Annotated in this window: 10 protein-coding genes and 1 riboswitch; of the genes, 4 read left to right on the forward strand and 6 right to left on the reverse strand. The window is 44.6% G+C overall.

All coding sequences use genetic code 11. The annotated features are described in order from the left end of the window. Positions 1-11: 11 nt before the first annotated feature. The 4 genes from ACHUFW_RS05200 to ACHUFW_RS05215 all read right to left on the reverse strand — a co-directional run bounded on the left by ACHUFW_RS05200 (position 12) and on the right by ACHUFW_RS05215 (position 7,504). The gene (locus ACHUFW_RS05200; protein ID WP_394201189.1) at positions 12-3,791 is read right to left on the reverse strand and encodes a S8 family serine peptidase; all 3,780 of its coding nucleotides are present in this window, start codon (positions 3,789-3,791) and stop codon (positions 12-14) included. A 354-nt stretch (positions 3,792-4,145) separates the two neighbouring features. After that, positions 4,146-5,252: a succinylglutamate desuccinylase/aspartoacylase family protein gene (locus ACHUFW_RS05205; protein WP_394201191.1), complete on the reverse strand. Its 1,107-nt coding sequence runs from the start codon at positions 5,250-5,252 to the stop codon at positions 4,146-4,148. Between the two features lie 4 nt (positions 5,253-5,256). Then, entirely contained in the window at positions 5,257-6,621 is a 1,365-nt protein-coding gene (gene lysC / locus ACHUFW_RS05210) for a lysine-sensitive aspartokinase 3 (RefSeq protein ID WP_394201193.1), read from the reverse strand. Between the two features lie 131 nt (positions 6,622-6,752). After that, positions 6,753-6,931, reverse strand: a riboswitch (Lysine riboswitch). Positions 6,932-7,075: 144 nt separating this feature from the next. Then, positions 7,076-7,504 carry a DUF3293 domain-containing protein gene (locus tag ACHUFW_RS05215; protein ID WP_394201194.1) on the reverse strand — a complete coding sequence of 143 codons (429 nt, stop codon included), beginning with the start codon at positions 7,502-7,504 and terminating at the stop codon, positions 7,076-7,078. Between the two features lie 579 nt (positions 7,505-8,083). Here ACHUFW_RS05215 and arcA point away from each other — a divergent pair. Further along, positions 8,084-8,803 (forward strand): two-component system response regulator ArcA, encoded by a 720-nt coding sequence (arcA, locus tag ACHUFW_RS05220; RefSeq protein ID WP_394201196.1) that lies wholly within the window; start codon positions 8,084-8,086, stop codon positions 8,801-8,803. A gap of 243 nt (positions 8,804-9,046) precedes the next feature. On the opposite strand, the gene ACHUFW_RS05225 is transcribed toward arcA, so the two are convergent. Further along, positions 9,047-11,302, reverse strand: coding sequence for a S9 family peptidase (locus tag ACHUFW_RS05225; protein ID WP_394201198.1), 2,256 nt, complete (start codon positions 11,300-11,302; stop codon positions 9,047-9,049). Positions 11,303-11,880: 578 nt separating this feature from the next. Here ACHUFW_RS05225 and ACHUFW_RS05230 point away from each other — a divergent pair. After that, positions 11,881-12,870 carry a class 1 fructose-bisphosphatase gene (locus ACHUFW_RS05230; protein ID WP_394201199.1) on the forward strand — a complete coding sequence of 330 codons (990 nt, stop codon included), beginning with the start codon at positions 11,881-11,883 and terminating at the stop codon, positions 12,868-12,870. 170 nt (positions 12,871-13,040) lie between these two features. On the opposite strand, the gene ACHUFW_RS05235 is transcribed toward ACHUFW_RS05230, so the two are convergent. After that, positions 13,041-14,828: a flavocytochrome c gene (locus ACHUFW_RS05235; RefSeq protein ID WP_394201201.1), complete on the reverse strand. Its 1,788-nt coding sequence runs from the start codon at positions 14,826-14,828 to the stop codon at positions 13,041-13,043. Between the two features lie 422 nt (positions 14,829-15,250). Here ACHUFW_RS05235 and ACHUFW_RS05240 point away from each other — a divergent pair, with 422 nt between their 5' ends. Continuing rightward, positions 15,251-17,224 carry an ATP-binding protein gene (locus ACHUFW_RS05240; protein WP_394201203.1) on the forward strand — a complete coding sequence of 658 codons (1,974 nt, stop codon included), beginning with the start codon at positions 15,251-15,253 and terminating at the stop codon, positions 17,222-17,224. Continuing rightward, a complete protein-coding gene (locus ACHUFW_RS05245) occupies positions 17,225-18,601 on the forward strand; it encodes a sigma-54-dependent transcriptional regulator (protein WP_394201204.1) in 1,377 nt (458 codons plus the stop codon). It begins immediately after the preceding gene. Positions 18,602-18,661: the final 60 nt, after the last annotated feature.

Genomic DNA, 18,661 nt, shown 5'->3' on the forward strand with positions numbered 1-18,661 from the left:
TTTATGACTTCTTAATTTGATAGCTTTCTACGTAGCCAAACCAATGGTACTAGCATCAGGCCAACCCAACCTAGCGCTCCACCAGTATCTAGTTTTTTAGCTTCAGTAATTGATACTACTGTCGATGCATCATCTGAGTTACCGTTACCATCAGATACAGTCACATCAAATGAAAGAATCACACCTTCACTGCTAACATCTGGCGCAATAAAACTAAAGGATTCCGCTGTAGCATCGAAATTAATTGGTGCTCCGGCAGTTTGTACCCATTGATAAGTAAGCTCATCATTATTCATATCATAAGAACCTGATGCGCTGACCGTCACGGTTTGGCCTTCCACAACCCAACTTGGTGAGTCAGCCATTGCAACAGGTGCAACCTCTTCAACACCAAATGATACAACTTCCTCAATAGTATCCTCTCCGAAAGACGCAGTTAGCGTTAATTCCTGATTGGTACCCGCTCTACCTGGAACAAAATCAAAACCTACAGATAATGGTTCAACCGTATCGCTTTCTTGGACAACGTTCCAAGTAATAGTATTACCGTTTAATACACCATCATGAGTAATATTCGTAGCACCATGCCCTTCTGGCATAACCGCAGTGAACGTATGCTCTTTATCTGCTCCGGTAAAGTTAGCTTCCACTTCAAAGCTCACTGCAGAACTGTCACCAGCAACCATGTCATCTGAAAGACTGGTCATAATTGCAATGTCATCTCGGCGAGTTAGCGTATATAAAGTTTGTACAGACACACTTTGATCTTCAGACTCAAGTGCTACAACACCCCAGGAATACGTATCGGTATCCCAGTTGAACTTAAGCGAAAAGTTATCAGCATTGCCATCGGCTTCAACGGTTACATCATCACTTTGCTTATCAGCATCTGGTAAAATTGATGAAATTTCCAATAATACATCATCTGTTGCTCCGGGCGCTGATGGTGTATATGCATCGACAACAATGTAAAGTAGTCCGCCTTGGAAATTTGTTAACACCACCTGCTCATCTGATGTAGGACCTGCACTGCTAGCAATATTAGTGAAGTTTTCATCTAAGATACGTAAGTCGACATCAGGTGCCGCCTCAGAAGATGTAGTGAAAATCAAGTTAGATAGTGCAGGGAAATTATAAGCAACAAAAGCTAGATCGCCATCTGTCACTGCTAACGTTTGCGGCTCCACTAGATATGATGGTTTATCGTACACAGCGGCTGTAAACGTGTCTAACTCTTTAGAAACCAATCCGGTAAATGTCATGGTTCCTTTTGTTCGACCAGCCATAATGTCAAAGCTTGCAGGTAGGTTATTGGCATTTGCTTTAGCAGCTACTGGCAGCTTAACCTCAGGTAATCCATCAGCGGCCAATTTTACATTTGCAAAATTCCAGCCCGCATCTGCAGCACTAACATCCGCAGTGATGGTTAACTCCTGAGTTTGACCCGCTTCCAACTCAAACTCCGAAGGTGATACTGTCACATTAAAGCCATCTGTAACTCCCATAGCGCTCGCTACCCAGCTAGCGTTTTGGGTTGCTTTAACGGTACGTGTCCATGTACAAGTATCGATACACTGAGAGTTAGCCATGGTGGGCAAATTAATGTCAGAAGGTCGACCATTTAAGCTTGGATCAGCTTTTACGTAATTAACGTAGGTCTCATCCATGACTAAACCAGTTTTAGCAGCAGCTTCAACATTGGCATAACCTGCACCCATGTCAAAGAAATCAGAAGCCGTGGCGCCATCTTCTTTATAGGTATTTTGGTCAGCAGTAAGCATTAAAGCTGACTGTGCCTCTGCTGGTGTCCATTCAGGGTGAATGCTTGCCAGCAAGGTTAATGCACCTGCAACATGCGGGCTTGCCATAGATGTACCGCTTAAGAAGCCATAGTCACTTGGATCTGGATTCTCTTTAAAGCCTGCTGATTGATCATCAGCATAAGCTGCAAAAATACTTACACCAGGAGCAGCAATTGACGGAGCAATAACATCTGGAACAGATTTATTTGGTCCACGAGAAGTAAAACCAGCCGCTATACGAGCAAGTTTTTCATCTTGAATCACTTCTGTACCAGAGATGCTAGCCATATGACCATCACCACTAGCTAACCATGCGCGAATAGCATCACCACTATCAGCATCAACATGGATAGCTGGCAATACATGGGCATCAGCAACCACACTGGTCGCACCGCCTTGCAAATTACCTAATACTAAACCTGCTGCACCACCAGCCTTAACATTACGTCCCTTATCTACACGGGCGATCGCACCACGGTCACACATAACAATGGTGTTTTCAGCAAATGTGTTTTCAGGGAATGGCTGTAAACACTGCGCTGGGTCGTTATCAGGATCATTGGCGTTTTCAAAATCACCAGCGTACACAATTGCGCCTGATACAGCGCCCGTCATTGCTTTACCAGTTAACTCGCCTGGTGCTTGAGTATCACCACCAGTAAAACCACTAATAGATTTATCTGAAAAGTCTCGGTCGTGTGTATAAGCAGCAACAGTACTTAGCCATGGTGCATCACCTGGTGAGCCCACTGTTTCAGGACCAGGTCCACTGTTACCAGCGGAAGTCGCCACATGAATACCTGCTTTGCGGGCAGACAAAAATGCTAATGCATCTGCGTCATACCAAGGATTGCTTGAACCACCACCAATTGAGTAGTTAAGTGCATCGACACCATTTTCAATCGCATGCTCTACAGCAAGTACAGTAAGTGATGGAAGACATCCTGAGAAACGAATAGCATCATTCTCACCAGGTAAACATACTTGATAAGATACAATATTAGCATGCGGAGCAACGCCAGAAACTCGCTCAAATACAACACCAGTGCTTTGTGCATCTACGTTAGGGACATCAACGTTAATCAACACGTTACCGGCGGCCGTTCCTGCAGTATGAGAACCATGACCATTATGGTCTTCACCATTTGCTGGCACATCAGGATCGTAATCGGCATATAAATCAGTCACAGCTGGCCAACTGTGAACACCGATAAGCTTATCGTTACAAAGCTCTGGATAATCTAAAGCACAATCACCTGAGTAAACACCATCGCCCCAAGGGTTAGTATGATCATAACCATCACCGCCTACGTCGGCAAAAGAAGGGTGATCGCTGTTGATACCTGTATCAATGATACCAACGATCATACCTTCGCCTTGGCTTTCTGTACCTGTGGCTTCACCACTCCAAACAGACGGTGCTTTTATGATTGTTGGGCCAGAATCCGTTGTAGGCTGGCGTAGAATTTCGCGTTGAATCTGAGCAATACCAGCTACTTTAGCCAGTTTTTTTGCTTGCGCTTGAGTCATTTCCACTACCATGCCGTTATAAGCAAGGGTGGTTCTTTGTTTAACTTCAAGTTCTCCAAGTATCGAGGTCGCTTTTTGGATCACTTGGTCTTGTCTAGCATTCAAGAACGAACGATAAGACTTAACTTCTGTGCTATTTACATCAAGCTTTCTGTTCTGATTAACATCTGCAACGGATGTGCCTTTGTAACCTTGAATGCCGCCTTCATATAAGGCCACAGGGCTCTCATTCAACCTCACAAAATATCTGTATACGCCGCCATCTAAATCTGCTTCAGGGGTAAAAACGGCGCGAGTACGTACGATATTTTGTTGTGCTACTGGCTTTGAGTTTACAGGGGAGATATTTGCTTTTAATCCGGCTGTATCAAGCTGGGTAACTTGAGGGGCATCGACTGCCGCACTCGCTGCCATGCTTAATAATGCAGTTGATACTGCAATAGCAATTTTAGTTTTCACTTGTCAATTCCTTAACACTTTGTTGTGCTTTTGTTTTATTACTTCCTGAACAACACCTAACTTAGCCACTCCCTTCCCAGAAGATCTACTAAGCAAAAATAGGCTCATCAGCACATTCGACTGACGAACCAACATTATTAACACAAAAGAAACAACAAAAAAACAAATTAGAAAACAAGCAATATCAATTTTGCTTGTAATCCCTATGTATTACGACAAAAGTGTAAAGAAAGTGTTACTCAGCTGGAGCCAAACCTGCCAAATACGACCACAACCGCATTTGGCAACAAATTAATTATTTCATATGACAAATTGTAAGGTTTCGTGCCGATTAAAGAGGGAGGGAATACTCATCTAAAGCTCAAACAAATTCGTCATCACTTTATATAGTTCAGTCCCTTGATAAACCGAAGCCGAAGCAAAGTGCAATATCGGTACACAATCATCGGGCAGTGACAAAGATGTTAGCACCTGATCTGTGCCATATTTATCCAGACGTAAAATATTAGCTAGCGGCTCTCCACCAACCAGTAACTCGCCCAGTGGCGCTTTGTATTCAACCATTCCGCCAAGCGGTGCATGATATTTTTTGTAGTCTTGCAAGTAACAACCAAAGCGTTGCATCTGTGCTGGGGCCACGTGCTCTTCAATCACCCCCTTAGCACTAAAATAAGCCATGATTCCCAACGCATCATTTTTAGCATCGTGTAAATCAATGTGCTCTTGGCTGCCTAACTCAAGGGTGAATGCGTCAACAGCAACGGGCAACTCTCTGTCTTGCGTGCGCAAAAACTCACTCAATTGCCACCATGGACAAAAGATGGACTCATCCATAGCACCACCAAACTCATTGGGGATCATTAAGGTATAAGGAATAGAAAATAACTTGGCTCGATCATGGGCATAAGTCGGACAATACAAGTGCTTACAAGATTTGGGGCCGGTATGCAGATCCAATACCACATCAGCTTCATGGGCCATTTTCTGTAAACTAACAGCCAATAGATGGCCGCTGGTAATTCCCCATGGGTTATCCAGTCGTTGCTGGCAAGCTGCCACTAAGTGGCTGCGGTAGGCGCTTATCAACGCAGCATCATCAAGATGTTGATGCTCTACATACCAATCTTGTACGTCTACTTGATGATTAAAGTACTCACGATTCCAATTCACCCCAGTTATCGGATCAAAACGCCCAAGCGTAAATTCACCGCTCTTTTGGTTAATCCCTAATGGGTTAGCCAATGGAACCAATACGATATCGCCAAGTATCGTGCTTTGCTCCAACAACTGCATCAACTGATAGATAACCGCATTGCCCTGCACCTCAGCCCCATGAACATTGGCCTGAATATAGACGGTGGGCGCATTAGCATCAGTACCTGTAAACTTAAAAATCGGTACATTCAGCTCATGGCCGGTCGCTAATTCCCCCACCTTCAAATGGGACTGAGTAAATGACATGCTGTTATCCTTCAAAAAGATTTTGATGCAATGCTTGTACAACTTGAGCTGCTTCTGATTCAGCAACCAGAACACACAAGTTGTGCGGGCTTGCTCCTTGACAAATCATACGAACGTTATGGGGCTCTAATACCTCAAACACGCGACGACAAACACCTGCTGTTGAGGCAATTTTATTACCAACAATAGCCACAAGCGCTAAGTCGTCTTCCACCCTCACTCGGCAATGTTGTGACAACTCCTGCAGCAGTGACTCGCTTAATAGTCCATTGCCAGCAGAGTCCGATCCTGTTTTGTCTAACGTCAGTGACACGTTAACCTCTGAGGTGGTAATTAAATCGACACTGATTTTATGTTTGGCTAAGGTTGAAAAAGTCTCAGCTAAGAAACCTTGTGCATGCAACATCTGCAAACTATGCAAATTCAATAGCGTTTGGTCACGTCTGACAGCAACGGCGCGATAAACCGGTTCATTACTGACTTGGTGACGAATCCAGGTGCCGCCGCGCTCAGGCTCTTTACTAGAGCCCACAAAAACCTGAATTTTTTGCCTAACGGCAGGTAATATCGTTGCAGGGTGCAACACTTTAGCGCCAAAAGTAGCCATTTCTGCCGCTTCATTAAAACTAATCTCAGCAATAGGTCTGGCGTTGGGCGCCAAACGAGGGTCGGTAGTATAGATACCGGCAACATCAGTCCATATTTCAACGGCATCAGCTTTCAACGCCTCAGCAAGCAATGCTGCTGAATAATCGCTGCCTCCTCGCCCGAGTGTAGTTGTCGTACCATGCTCATCTGCACCAATAAAGCCTTGAGTCACAATACGTTGGCTGGCTAGTAATGGTTGTAACTGCCCTTCAACTAAATGGGCAATCGTTTCAATCTGCGGCTCAGCCTTACCAAAGTGACTATCTGTTCTTAATACTTGGCGAACATCAAATGCGGACGCGGACTCACCTTTTTCACGCAGCACTGCAGCGAATAAGGCAGAAGAACACTGCTCACCTTGAGCCAACAACTCATCCATGATCTGCTTACTGCGGTTTAAAATGAGTTGTTCACTCAAATTATCAATTTGGCTCAGCACACTATCAATTTTAGCGGCCACCGCTTCTGGTCGACCTAAATCATCCAAAATTCGATACTGAATGGAAGCGATCTCTTTAATGACCTGCTTACGACGATCTTCTTCTAAAGTTGCTTGAGTAAGCTCTACCAGCAAGTTGGTCACACCGCTAGACGCACTAACTACCACCACACGAGTGTGCTGATTAGCCAATACAATATCTGCACAACGACTCATAGCCAGGTAATCGGCAACTGATGTACCACCGAACTTAGCCACTACAATTTGATTAGCAATAGACATTAGCATTCCTCCGCAGGTAGCAGAGAAACAAGTAAAAATGTTGAAATGATAAACATATTAAGCTCCGAACTTACTTCGTTCGAAGAGCCTGGTGTAAAGATTACACACCCTAGAATTAGGGAAAAGCGATCGTCACCAGAAGCTCTCCACCAAAAAACAGGTGACAATCGTTAGGATTCAGCCTACACGACCGATATTGCTGTGACCCAAACACAATGGCAATATCTCGGCACTAATCTCCCTCATAAGCTGTCAATGGAGTTTGGTCTCCTCAAGCTTACTACCTAGTTAGTGCTCCTCTTCTGTATTGGTATGTTTTCCATACCAATGACGCAAAACTAACAAATTTGGCTAAATAATGTCAACGCCGCAAATTGATAAAACAGTGATTTTTATTCATTTAACAATGCAATGACGCTTACTTAGCTAAAAATCGATACATGCACGGCCACTTTTAACAATTATCCGGTAACTCACTCACTAAATTCACCCGACTTGAAAAGCGACCGATGTTAGTTTCTGTATGGGTCAGCAAACAAGGTACAAGCTGCAAAGTATCATTTTCAACGAAGTAAATAGCATTTTGCTTAAATGCTAAACCCAGCGCAACTGCAGCGGGCTTATCTATGGCTATTGCCCAACTTTTTTCCATATGACTGCGATCGACAGAAGTCCCTACTGTGGCACGATAAGGATAGTCCAATTTTTCAATTTCCCGCTGGAGTTTTCTATCAAGTAAACGATTTTGACAGCTACTTAAAATCTTACCTTGGGGGTTATGAGCGGTAATAATAGCGAAAGAGAGTTGCGCAGAAAGGGGTTGAGTAAACAAAAATTGGGTCTGTTGATAACATTGCCATAGGGGGTGATTAACAGTACTCATTGCCGTCAAGTTCCAAATTTGGTTCGAAATATTATAGCAAATACTCAGACCTATCTTACAGGTGTGATCTCGATCACCAAAATGATTTTTTTATGAATGTTAAAAATCAACAACTTAGATCACCCTGTGTGATATACCTCAAAACCCAAAGTAAATTTGTTAACATTTCATTTGTTAACAAATGCCTAAAACGAGTACAATGATTCTTGTTGGTTAGCATTTTTGAACCATGAAATGCTGCACACACAGTTACTTCGACTAACTGACACGCAAGTAACGAATAAACCAACATTTCTGTATAAAATGCAGGCGTGACCAGCCAGCGCATTTAAAGCTTAAAAATAATTAACTAGTAGCGGGAACTATTCTCTACTATTGTTAATCGAAGTGAATACAGTTCGCGTTTCCTAAAAATATAGAGATACGCATACTTTACTAATCATGAAGTGTGTTGCTGTTTCAGGCTAGTTTTTGAGAGCACCGACGTGAATCAGTAATTGTCAGTAATATAGATGGGGCGCAGCCGTAGCACGCGCTCATGGTTAGAACAGATTTGAACAAATACTTAGGTACTTAAATATGCAAAACCCGCACATTCTGATTGTTGAAGATGAAGCCGTAACCAGAAACACGCTAAGAAGCATTTTTGAAGCAGAAGGATATGTGGTTTCAGAAGCTAATGATGGCGCAGAGATGCATAAAGCGATGCAAGAAAACAAGATCAACTTGGTAGTGATGGATATCAACCTACCAGGGAAAAATGGTCTATTGCTTGCTCGTGAACTACGTGAAATCAACAACATCGGCCTAATCTTCCTAACAGGTCGTGATAATGAAGTTGATAAGATCTTAGGTCTTGAAATTGGTGCTGATGACTACATCACTAAACCATTTAACCCACGTGAATTAACTATCCGTGCGCGTAACCTGCTTACTCGCGTGAACAGTACTGGTACTGAGTCTGAAGAGAAGAGTGCCGTTGAATTCTACCGTTTCAATGGTTGGAGCTTAGAAATCAACAGTCGTTCTTTAGTCAGTCCTCAAGGCGAATCTTACAAACTGCCTCGTAGTGAATTCCGCGCTATGCTGCACTTTGTAGAAAACCCAGGTAAGATTTTGACTCGTGCAGATCTACTGATGAAAATGACTGGCCGTGAACTTAAGCCACATGACCGTACAGTAGACGTGACTATCCGTCGCATTCGTAAGCACTTTGAAAGCTTACCTGATACGCCAGAAATCATCGCAACCATTCACGGTGAAGGCTATCGTTTCTGCGGTAACTTAGAAGAAGCCTAATTAGTTAACTAGGCAATTTAAAAGCCAGTCGATTGACTGGCTTTTTTGTACCTGTCATAAAAATAGCCAAGAAAGCCACGGCGATTTAGTCTATTCCCTTGCAATAAAAACAGCGGTAATAAAAAGCCCGGCTAGATACAGCCAGGCTTTGTTATCACAGCAACAGGGCACTGTGTCCGCTGCAACTAATACCAATCGGCATAAGAAAGTTCTAATTCGCGATTATTTTGCTTGTCTATTGTTTCAATGTTTAGCTTTTAACTGCCTATCTAAAAAGTCCGCCAGTGAGCGATACAAATGGGTGCGTACTTTATGGCCGCGCATTGAATGCTTTGATCCCGGATAATCAATCATCTGGAACAACTTGCCTTCATCCTGCAATGCTTTGTACACCCGAGTGCTATTTTCAAACAACACATTATCATCAGCCATGCCGTGATACATTAATAAACCTGACTGGTAGTTTTTCACATAAGGAAACACGCTGCTGGCCTCATAGCCTTTTGCATTGGTAACAGGACGCCCTAAATAACGCTCTGTATAATGGGTGTCATATAATGCCCAGTCTGTCACCGGCGCGCCTGAGATAGCCGCTTTGAAATGCGTCGGCGCTTTAAATAGCCCCATCAGTGCCATATAGCCACCATAACTATGGCCGTATAGCGCAATATTCTCACCATCGACAAAAGGCTTAGTACGCAAAAAGTCTACTCCTGCCTTCTGATCGTTCACCTCGGCTTCACCTAAATGTTCATGAATAACATATTCAAATTCAGTGCCGCGATGAGCTGAGCCGCGATTATCTAACTGAAACACCAGATACCCCTGCTGTAATAAATACTGGGTAAAGTAGTCATGTTCACTCCAGCTGTTTACTACAAGTTGCGCATGTGGGCCACCATATACTCTAACAACCACAGGGTAACGCTTGCTTGCATCAAAATCGCTGGGCCTGAACAGACGATATTGCAACGCCTGACCATCTTCTGCTGTTATTTGCCCAAATTCAGGTTGTTGCCACAGACCAAAATAGGGATAAAGTGGATGCTCAGTATTGATAGCATTTTCTTCCACCCACACTAATTGCTCGCCGGTATCGTTATGCAAACTAATCTGCGGCGGTTGAGTTAAACTATTAAAATAGTCGAGATAGATGGCTTGGTTGTCTGCAAATACAGGAGAGTGCATGCCACTACGTTGACTCAGTTGGCTAATGTCTCCACCTGTTAGCGGCACGCGATACAAATGACGCTCAGTCACTTTAGTTTTACGCCCGGTGAAATATAGCCAACCATTTTTTTCATCGACAAAAGAAACCGCATCAACAACCCAATCACCTTGGGTTAACTGTTTAGCAAGGCTGCCATCAAGGTTAAACAAATACAGGTGATTAAAGCCATCACGCTCAGAGGCCCAAATAAACTGTTTTGTTTGTTTCAAAAAATGTAAATCGTTGTGCAGGTTGATCCAGGCAGGACTGCGCTCAGACACCAGTTGGCGAGAATCGCTCAGCTTAGCACGTGAAACCACCCGTAAATCCAACGCCTTCTGATCTCGACTTTGCCATTGATAAGACAGATGTTGGCTATCAGGCAACCATTTAACCCGGGGAAGATAGATATCTGTATTCTCACCTAAATCTACCCAGTCAGTTTGTCTCGATGCCAGATTCACCACGCCAAGCTCTACAGTGACATTGGTTTTACCCGCATAAGGGTAGCGCTGCTCGGTTAACTTAATACCGTCGGCATATATTTCATTGCGTGTTACCAACTCAACAGCCGACTCATCGACGCGAGTATAAGCTATCGCCAACTCATCTGGCGCCCACCAATAGCCGGTCATACGCCCCATTTCTTCTTGAGCAACAAACTCCGCCATAGCATTTTTAATGGCGCCGCCACCATCGGTGGTCAAGGCGGTCAACTTATTAGTGGCTAACTCAAGCACATATAAATTCTGCTCTCGCACAAACGATACAAAATGGCCCTTAGGCGATAATCGCGCATCGGTGGCAAAACCCTCACCAATCTGTAATTGTTTGACACTACCCGTATTCACCGCAAACAGGTATAAGTTACCGCTGGCCGGAATTAATATGTTGTCGCCATCTTCGGACCAGAAATACTCCATGATCCCTTGGCCATAAATACGTTGGCGCTCTCGTCGAGCTTTCTCTTCATCCGATAGCTCTGCAACAGTGAGCTTTTCGGCATCAAGCAAACGAGTTTGCTTGCCGGTTGTCACATCCATCTGCCAAAGATCGTAAAAATGCTGATCTTCAGCGCGTCCCGCTAGGTAAGTCACTCGCTGACCATCGGGTGATAATTTCAGCCCCCGGGGACTGCTTCCTGCTAGCGCTGGCGAATCATATAACCGCTCAATGGTTAGCGGAGTTTGTCCGCCAACCGGTTGTGATGATGCATTAAGTGAACTGCAAGACTGAGATAAAACCATGGGCACCGCCATTAAAGCTAAACTCATCCATTTTTTTGTCATTATTGTGTCCTGGACGTTGATGAACTGATATGGGTGATGATACCAATCAGCATAAGAAAGTGATCTACTCAGAGCTATTTTTGGCAAACTAGTTCGAGATGAATAACTTAAGTAATAGTGGTTCTATTGGGAAGTTATTCAACGAAGAAGTAGGCAGCCCAAAAAAACTCCCAAAGGGCGAGTTTTAGCACTTCTGATCCTGTGTAAACGAACTTGAACGTAGCGTAACTATGCCCTTCATTCGTTGCAAACCACATGGATGTGGTGAATGTCATTAATGCAGGAGCATTTAATGACCTTGTCTCAGAAGCGCTAAACTCTCGCTGAGCGATCACATCTTTATGCCGATTGGTATTACATCTGCATCATTGTGCCTTAAAGCTTCACAAAACTAAAACAATCATCGCGCTATTGTTGTCACTGAAACTTATTACAATTTCAGATATAATCGCCGCCAAATAATAATCAATGCATAAAACGCGGTGGGATGCTGTTGCCAGCTGGCACTGTCAACCCTGTTGTCGTTACCCAATTTAGATCTCACGCTGGGCTTGCTCAGCATAAGCATAGGAAAAAAGATGCAGACTCTTACGCAGAACCTCAGCTCTCAAGGTGTTAGCCCTGAACTGACGCAGCTAATCCTTACCCTCGCCGATACCTCAAAAGCCATTAGCCACGCCGTTCGTCATGGTGCTTTGGCAGGGGTACTTGGTGCAACCGAGCAAGAAAATGTTCAAGGGGAAACCCAAAAAAAGCTCGATGTTATCACCAACGATATGCTTAAAGATGCACTAAAGGCTGATTCAACCGTACGCGGCCTTGCATCTGAAGAGGAAGATCATGTTGTTGAAGTTGGTAGCAACGGCGAATTTTTAGTCTGCTTTGACCCATTAGATGGTTCATCAAACATCGATATTAATTCGCTAGTTGGTACCATTTTTTCAGTGCTACCTGCGACTGATGCTGAGTTAACAGAGCAAAGCTTCTTACAAGCTGGTCGTAATCAAGTCGCCGCTGGTTATGTGCTATATGGTCCATCAACCATGTTGGCACTCACCACAGGTAAAGGCGTACAGCTATTTACCTTAAACCCAGAAACCAATGAGTACTTACTTACCGATGCCGCGATGAGCATCAGTAAAGATACCGCTGAATTTGCCATCAATATGTCAAATCAACGTTTTTGGGAAGCACCAATGCAGACCTATATTGCGGATCTACTGCTAGGTAAGATTGGCCCCCGTGAAAAAGCCTTCAATATGCGCTGGATTGCGGCCATGGTAGGCGATGTTCACCGCGTGCTTAGCCGTGGTGGTCTATTCACCTACCCAACTGATAATAAGAACCCTCAAAAGCCATACAAACTGCGCTTGATGTATGAAGCTAACCCAATGTCTTTATTGGTTGAACAAGCTGGTGGTAAAGCGTCTACGGGTTATGAAACGATTTTGGACATTCAGCCAAGTGAAATTCACCAACGTGTGGCGGTTATCTTAGGTTCAGCCAATGAAGTCGACGCTTGCTTGGAGTATCACGGACAAGACTATAGCCAAGAGCCCGAGCTGTAACTGACTCGTTAGCGGTTATTGGACAATTTAAACGCCACTTTATGTGGCGTTTTTTTGTGGCATAAAAAAAGCCACAGCATGGAGACTGTGGCTTGGGTGACGGCTCTGAGCACCGCCTGTCTTTAAACTAAAGACTAACTAGCAATAAAGCGTTACTGACTCGGCAATGATTACTTAGTCGAGTACTTAGCGGCTTCTTCACCGGCTAACTTACCGAAGGTAATAATGTCGGAGATAGCATTACCACCTAGACGGTTGGCACCATGGACACCACCTGTTACCTCACCAGCACCGTATAGCCCAGGAATGACTTGTTGCTTAGCATTCATGATTTCCGCTTTAGAGTCGATTTTCACCCCACCCATTGTGTGGTGAACACCTGGTGTAACTTCAATGGCGTAGTAGTTACCTTCGTTCAATGCACGAGGTAGGTTTGGACGCTCAAAGTCAGCATCTTTACCGGCTTTAACAAAGCCATTGTAGCGAGCAATGCTCTCTGCCAATGCTTTACCGTCGATGTTCTCAAGCTTACCAAGTTTCTCTGGAGATTCAGCTGAAGGTACTACCCCTAAACCGATATACTTATCAATTTTCTTCAATGACTTACGAACTGAGTCATCAAAAATTAGATACGCTGTTTTACCCGTTTGTTGCAAGATAGCTGCCGCTGCTTTATCACGGGTAGTGATTTCGTTGACGAAACGCTTACCTTCACGGTTAACTAAGATAGCACCATTACCACGTACTGCCTCAGTGACCATCACACCACCTTTCACAGATAACGTTGGATGTGCTTGAATATATTGAAGGTCTTGCATTGCAGCACCGGCATTTTGCGCAACGTCAATACCATCACCAGTCGCACCAGGTTGGTTAGTTGAAACAAAGCCTTTTAGTTTTGGATCAAGCTTAGCTACACGGTCATTGTTCTTACCGAAGCCACCTGTTGCTAATACCACAGCGTCTGCTTTCACCCAGTAGTAGCCGGTGTACATACCTTTAACTAAGATACCTGTTACTTTACCGCTAGCATCTTGAAGAATTTCAATACCACGGGTATTCATACGCATATCGATGTTACGCTCTTTAGCGTTATCGTATAGCACTTGAATCACGTGAGCGCCGACACCCGCACCACCAGTTGGACGGTGTGAACGGTTCGCTGAAGCGCCACCCATACGACCAATATCGGTAAGGTCTGCACCCATCTTGGTCATCCAGTCAACCGAACCTTTTGAATGAGTAACCAGTACATCAACCAAGGCTGGGTCATTAAGATCGCGGCCACCTTTCATGGTGTCTTTACGCATTGACTCAACGCTGTCTTCAATGCCTTTGGCTTTTTGCTGATCAGTCCAAGCAGCGTTCATACCACCAGCTGCTAACTTAGCATTACCACCAATCACAGGCTCTTTTTCGATAAGGATGACTTTAGCGCCTTTATCGTGCGCAGCAACAGCAGCTGAGAAACCTGCGCCACCAGAACCCACAACAACCACATCTACTGTGTCACGTGGTGCTGCAGCAAGTGCCGCTTCGCGGTCAGATTTATCTTTAGCTAACTCATCGATAGTCGGCTCATCACGTTGCCACTTCTTGGTATATGGCATGTCAAAATCAAAGCTGTGGCAAGAATCACAGTACACCATCGATTTTTCATGGGCACTATGACAAGAGGTACAAGCGATATCACCAGGGAAGTGAGAATCATGGGCATTGTAGTGGTCGTGTTGAGTTTGCTCTGCCACTTCAGCCATGGTGCCATGACAAGAAACACACTGTGCATTTTCATGGCTTAGGTTATCATTTGATAACTCGCCATCAGGGGTATGGCAGCTTTCACATTCCATGTTTTCACCGTGGAAGTCAGCTAAGTTATCTGCTGCAGTTGCGTTTGCTGCAATCCCAGCACTGCCAAATAGTGCTGCTAGGTAGACCGCTAATTTTACTTTTTTCATCTTCGCTCCCAATCTCTCTGCCTCTGGCCATCATTGGCCGCAACCTAGAGATGCTTTTCGTTTATTCAGGCTTCACACTGAATGACGTCCGCCAAGCGGACCGTTTCATTGCTCTGGATTAATCTTCACTTAAACCAAGATGAGCAACAATTAACTCCAACGGGATTTGAAGCCTCAATCACAAGCTGAAAAAGACGCTATGCATAACTGCATGGGATTTACTGCTGTTATGCATTTTTGCATAAACACCTTTGACGATGATCACTTGCCACGCCCTCACATCAACAGCATGTACTGAAGTGATTTTTAGATTGAATACACGGCTTGGGCGACTAAATCAGGTTTAGTTAATGTGACAAAATGTTGATAAAAGCGCGTATTTGCGCACAGTTTATAACATTACTGACTGCTAAAATGCCCCCATGAAATACTTAACTCTATTGCTTGCATTGCTGTGCTTTGACAGCGTTGCCGACCAAAGTATTGTCTTTGGGGTTCACTCAAAAACAGCGCCGCTAGAATGGCGCAATAATGGCGTCGATCAAGGCTTTAATATCGAGTTAATGGACCGCATCGGTCAACTCACCAATCGGCGCATTATCGTCAGGCGCAAAAGTTTCCAAGAACTGGTGGCAGACATTCACAACCCCGATAGTGATATTGACGTCATTGCCGTCGTCAGCCCAGTTAACTTAGGACGACAACTCAGCCAATCCGATCCAATTTATGCTACCCACGCAAAAGCTTATACCTTGCATGGCAAAGGCTATATTAATGACTGGCAAGATCTCATCGGCAAACGCGTCGCCATTAAAAAAGGCGCTTTTGTAGATGTCTACCTATCGGGCTACCCGCAAGAGTTTGAACGTGTTGATGTCGATCTGTATGAAACCGGTTTTCAATTAATGACCCAAGGTAAAGTGGATGTGGTCCTAGCTGAAAGCTTTGTCGCCCGCAGACTGTTGCCTTTATATCCAGGAATTCGTAGTGGCAGTGATGCACTGATCTATGGCGCATTTAACTTCGTCGCAAATAACCAACGCAATGCATTGATGATAGAGATAAATGATGCGTTGCGGCAACTCAAGTTATCGGGCGAATATGACGCTCTGGTCAATAAATGGTTTGGTACTGGCCGAGAAAAGGTAGACTTAACTTCCACTCAAAAGCGCACGTTTGCCCTGGCTATTGTCATCAGTATCATTTCCGCGATCGGCATGATATTTACTGGATTTGTGAGCATCAGTTTACGCCAACAAAAACGCGCCCTGAAAGCAGAACTCGCACAAAGGTTAGATATCCAACGGCAACTTGTCAGCCTATCAAAGCAATTTCAGTCGGTGCTTGATGGGATACCCAATGGGGTCACCATCTACAGCCAAGATCTGCAAAAACTGTGGAGTAATGATAATAATATCGAGCTCCTTAGTAGTGCCGATTTTCATTATGAGGACGGCCGAGCTTTTAATCTCGATAGTGTCGTAACCCAAGTGATTAACCAGCAAACGTCACAAATTGAAGAGATGGCCCACGGGCAACAGTTTTGGCAGCTGCAAGTTCACCCGATAACCAATGATCAGGTGGTGATATTACTGGAAGAGACAACCGAGGCTCATCAACTGCGCCAAGCGAATGATGAAGCCAGCCGATTAGCTTCTTTAGGGGAGCTATCTGCAGGTATTGCGCATGAAATCAATAACCCAACGGGGCTGATTGTCCATTCAATCTCTCAACTACAGCAGGTCATTGCTGACTGTCAGCCAGCTTTTGATAGTTATCAAAAGCAAAATCCGTTTTGGCTAATAACCGGTTTAGCTCCAGAGCAAGCACTCGATGAAGCCTACCATAGCTGTAATACCATTGAGGAAGGAGCACAACGAATAAGCCGAATCGTTAGCGATCTTAAACGTTATGCGTTGCCAACGATTTCAAGTGAGCAAACCTTAGTTTCACTCAATGAAGTGGTCAATGTATCACTGCGTTTAACGGCAAATCAGATCAAAACGTTCCAAGTTAGCATTCAGCTTAGTCAACCTGAAGCGATGGTTTATGGTGATGCCCAGCAGCTGCAACAGGTCCTTATCAACTTGATTCAGAATGCCTGTCATGCCTGTGAAGCAGGCAAAGGTAACTTGGTCATAGAGACCCGCACCAAAGATCAACAAGCCATACTGAGTGTCACCGACAATGGTTGTGGTATGAGTCGCTCGACACTAGCGCGAGTCACCGAGCCATTTTTCACCACCCGCCGCACTGTGGGCGGAAGTGGCCTGGGCTTGTCGGTTTGCAGCCGTATCATCAAAGCACACAAAGGTGAGCTATTAATGACCTCTAAACTTAAACAAGGTACGTGCATCAAAGTATGCCTTCCCTTGGCGACAAAAGAGAACAACTAGATGAAACTCGCACGTAATATTCTACTGGTTGACGATGAAGCCGCTTGGCTACGCACATTAGCCAACACCTTAAACCGTTTGGTGCCCGAGGCCCAAATAGACACATGCGTTGATAGCCGCCAAGTCGAAAATAGGCTTAATATCACCGATTATGCCTTAGTGCTTTTAGATCTCACTATGCCATTTCATTCTGGCGAAGAGCTATTGGCTATGATTCGCAGCGAACACCCCAATACCCGGGTTATCATAGTTACTGGCGTCAATGAGGTCGATACCGCAGTTAGGTGCATTAAAAATGGCGCCTATGATTATTTTATTAAAACTGATGCGGTCGAAGATCTTGCTCGCACTGTAAGACGCGCGCTAGAAGTCGTTGGGCTGGAGCGCAACTACCTTAAAATTAAAGAGCACTTTCTCAGTCGTACCTTAGATCAACCTCAAGCGTTTAATAATATTCTGACCTGCGAGCCTCAGCTGTTAGACCAATTTCGCTATCTTGAAGCCATAGCCCACAGCCCAGAACCACTGCTGATATCAGGACAAAGCGGCACAGGCAAAAGTGAATTTGCCAAATCGAGTCATCAGTTGTGCTGTCCAGAAGGGCCTTTTATCAGTGTTAATTTGGCAGGGATAAGCGATGAATCCTTTGAATTAAAGCTATTTGGGCAACTCAAGCATCACGATGATGGCCAAGTTACTGCCCAAGCGGGTGTGCTCCACCATGTGAATGGAGGCACCCTGTATCTTAACGAAGTGGGTGCGCTATCCATTGCCAGTCAGTTAAAACTGTTAGATGTCATCGAAAGCCGTCAATACTATCCCGTGGGCAGTGAGCGTCCTTATCCGGTCAACTGCCGCATCGTTGCGTCGACTCAAGATGATTTACTGGCTCTCAATCAGCAAGGTCTGTTTCGCAGCGATCTGCTATACCGATTGCGAGCCCATAAAATACATTTGCCGCCATTGGCCGAACGTAGTCTCGATTTAGCCATGTTGATCAATCACTTTATTGACCAAGCAGCTCAAGAAATGGAACTGCCGCCACCACAACAGCCACGAGACTTGGCCAGCCAGCTCAGTGAATATCGATTCCCAGGTAATCTTCACGAACTCAAAGGCATGGTGTTTGATGCGGTGAGCCGCAGTGATGGCGTTCAGCTCAACATCAGTCCTTTCATGGAGGCAATCAATGAACACCGCAGTAGCGGCGAGCGCCCCCAAGACACCATTGTGTTTCCCAAGGTACTGCCAACACTGGCACAAATGAATCAAGCGTTAATCGATGAAGCCATGAGCCGTACCGCTAATAATCAAACTGCAGCGGCACAAATGCTAGGCATCAGTCAAAGCGCCTTAAGTCGCCGCCTTAAAGGTTAACGACAAAAAAGCCGAAGCTATATAAGCTTCGGCTTTTTATTAAAGCAGTTATTAGCGCAT

It is taken from the genome of Shewanella waksmanii, assembly GCF_043643685.1.
In the GTDB taxonomy this organism is placed as follows: Bacteria; Pseudomonadota; Gammaproteobacteria; order Enterobacterales; family Shewanellaceae; genus Shewanella; species Shewanella waksmanii_A.

Excerpts from the sequence above, each read along its gene's own strand:
- ACHUFW_RS05225 (WP_394201198.1), bottom strand. The coding sequence starts at position 11,302 with ATGACAAAAAAATGGATGAGTTTAGCTTTAATGGCGGTGCCCATGGTT.
- ACHUFW_RS05235 (WP_394201201.1), bottom strand. The coding sequence starts at position 14,828 with ATGAAAAAAGTAAAATTAGCGGTCTACCTAGCAGCACTATTTGGCAGT.
- ACHUFW_RS05205 (WP_394201191.1), bottom strand. The coding sequence starts at position 5,252 with ATGTCATTTACTCAGTCCCATTTGAAGGTGGGGGAATTAGCGACCGGC.
- ACHUFW_RS05230 (WP_394201199.1), top strand. The coding sequence starts at position 11,881 with ATGCAGACTCTTACGCAGAACCTCAGCTCTCAAGGTGTTAGCCCTGAA.
- ACHUFW_RS05240 (WP_394201203.1), top strand. The coding sequence starts at position 15,251 with ATGAAATACTTAACTCTATTGCTTGCATTGCTGTGCTTTGACAGCGTT.
- ACHUFW_RS05215 (WP_394201194.1), bottom strand. The coding sequence starts at position 7,504 with ATGAGTACTGTTAATCACCCCCTATGGCAATGTTATCAACAGACCCAA.
- lysC (WP_394201193.1), bottom strand. The coding sequence starts at position 6,621 with ATGTCTATTGCTAATCAAATTGTAGTGGCTAAGTTCGGTGGTACATCA.
- arcA (WP_394201196.1), top strand. The coding sequence starts at position 8,084 with ATGCAAAACCCGCACATTCTGATTGTTGAAGATGAAGCCGTAACCAGA.
- ACHUFW_RS05245 (WP_394201204.1), top strand. The coding sequence starts at position 17,225 with ATGAAACTCGCACGTAATATTCTACTGGTTGACGATGAAGCCGCTTGG.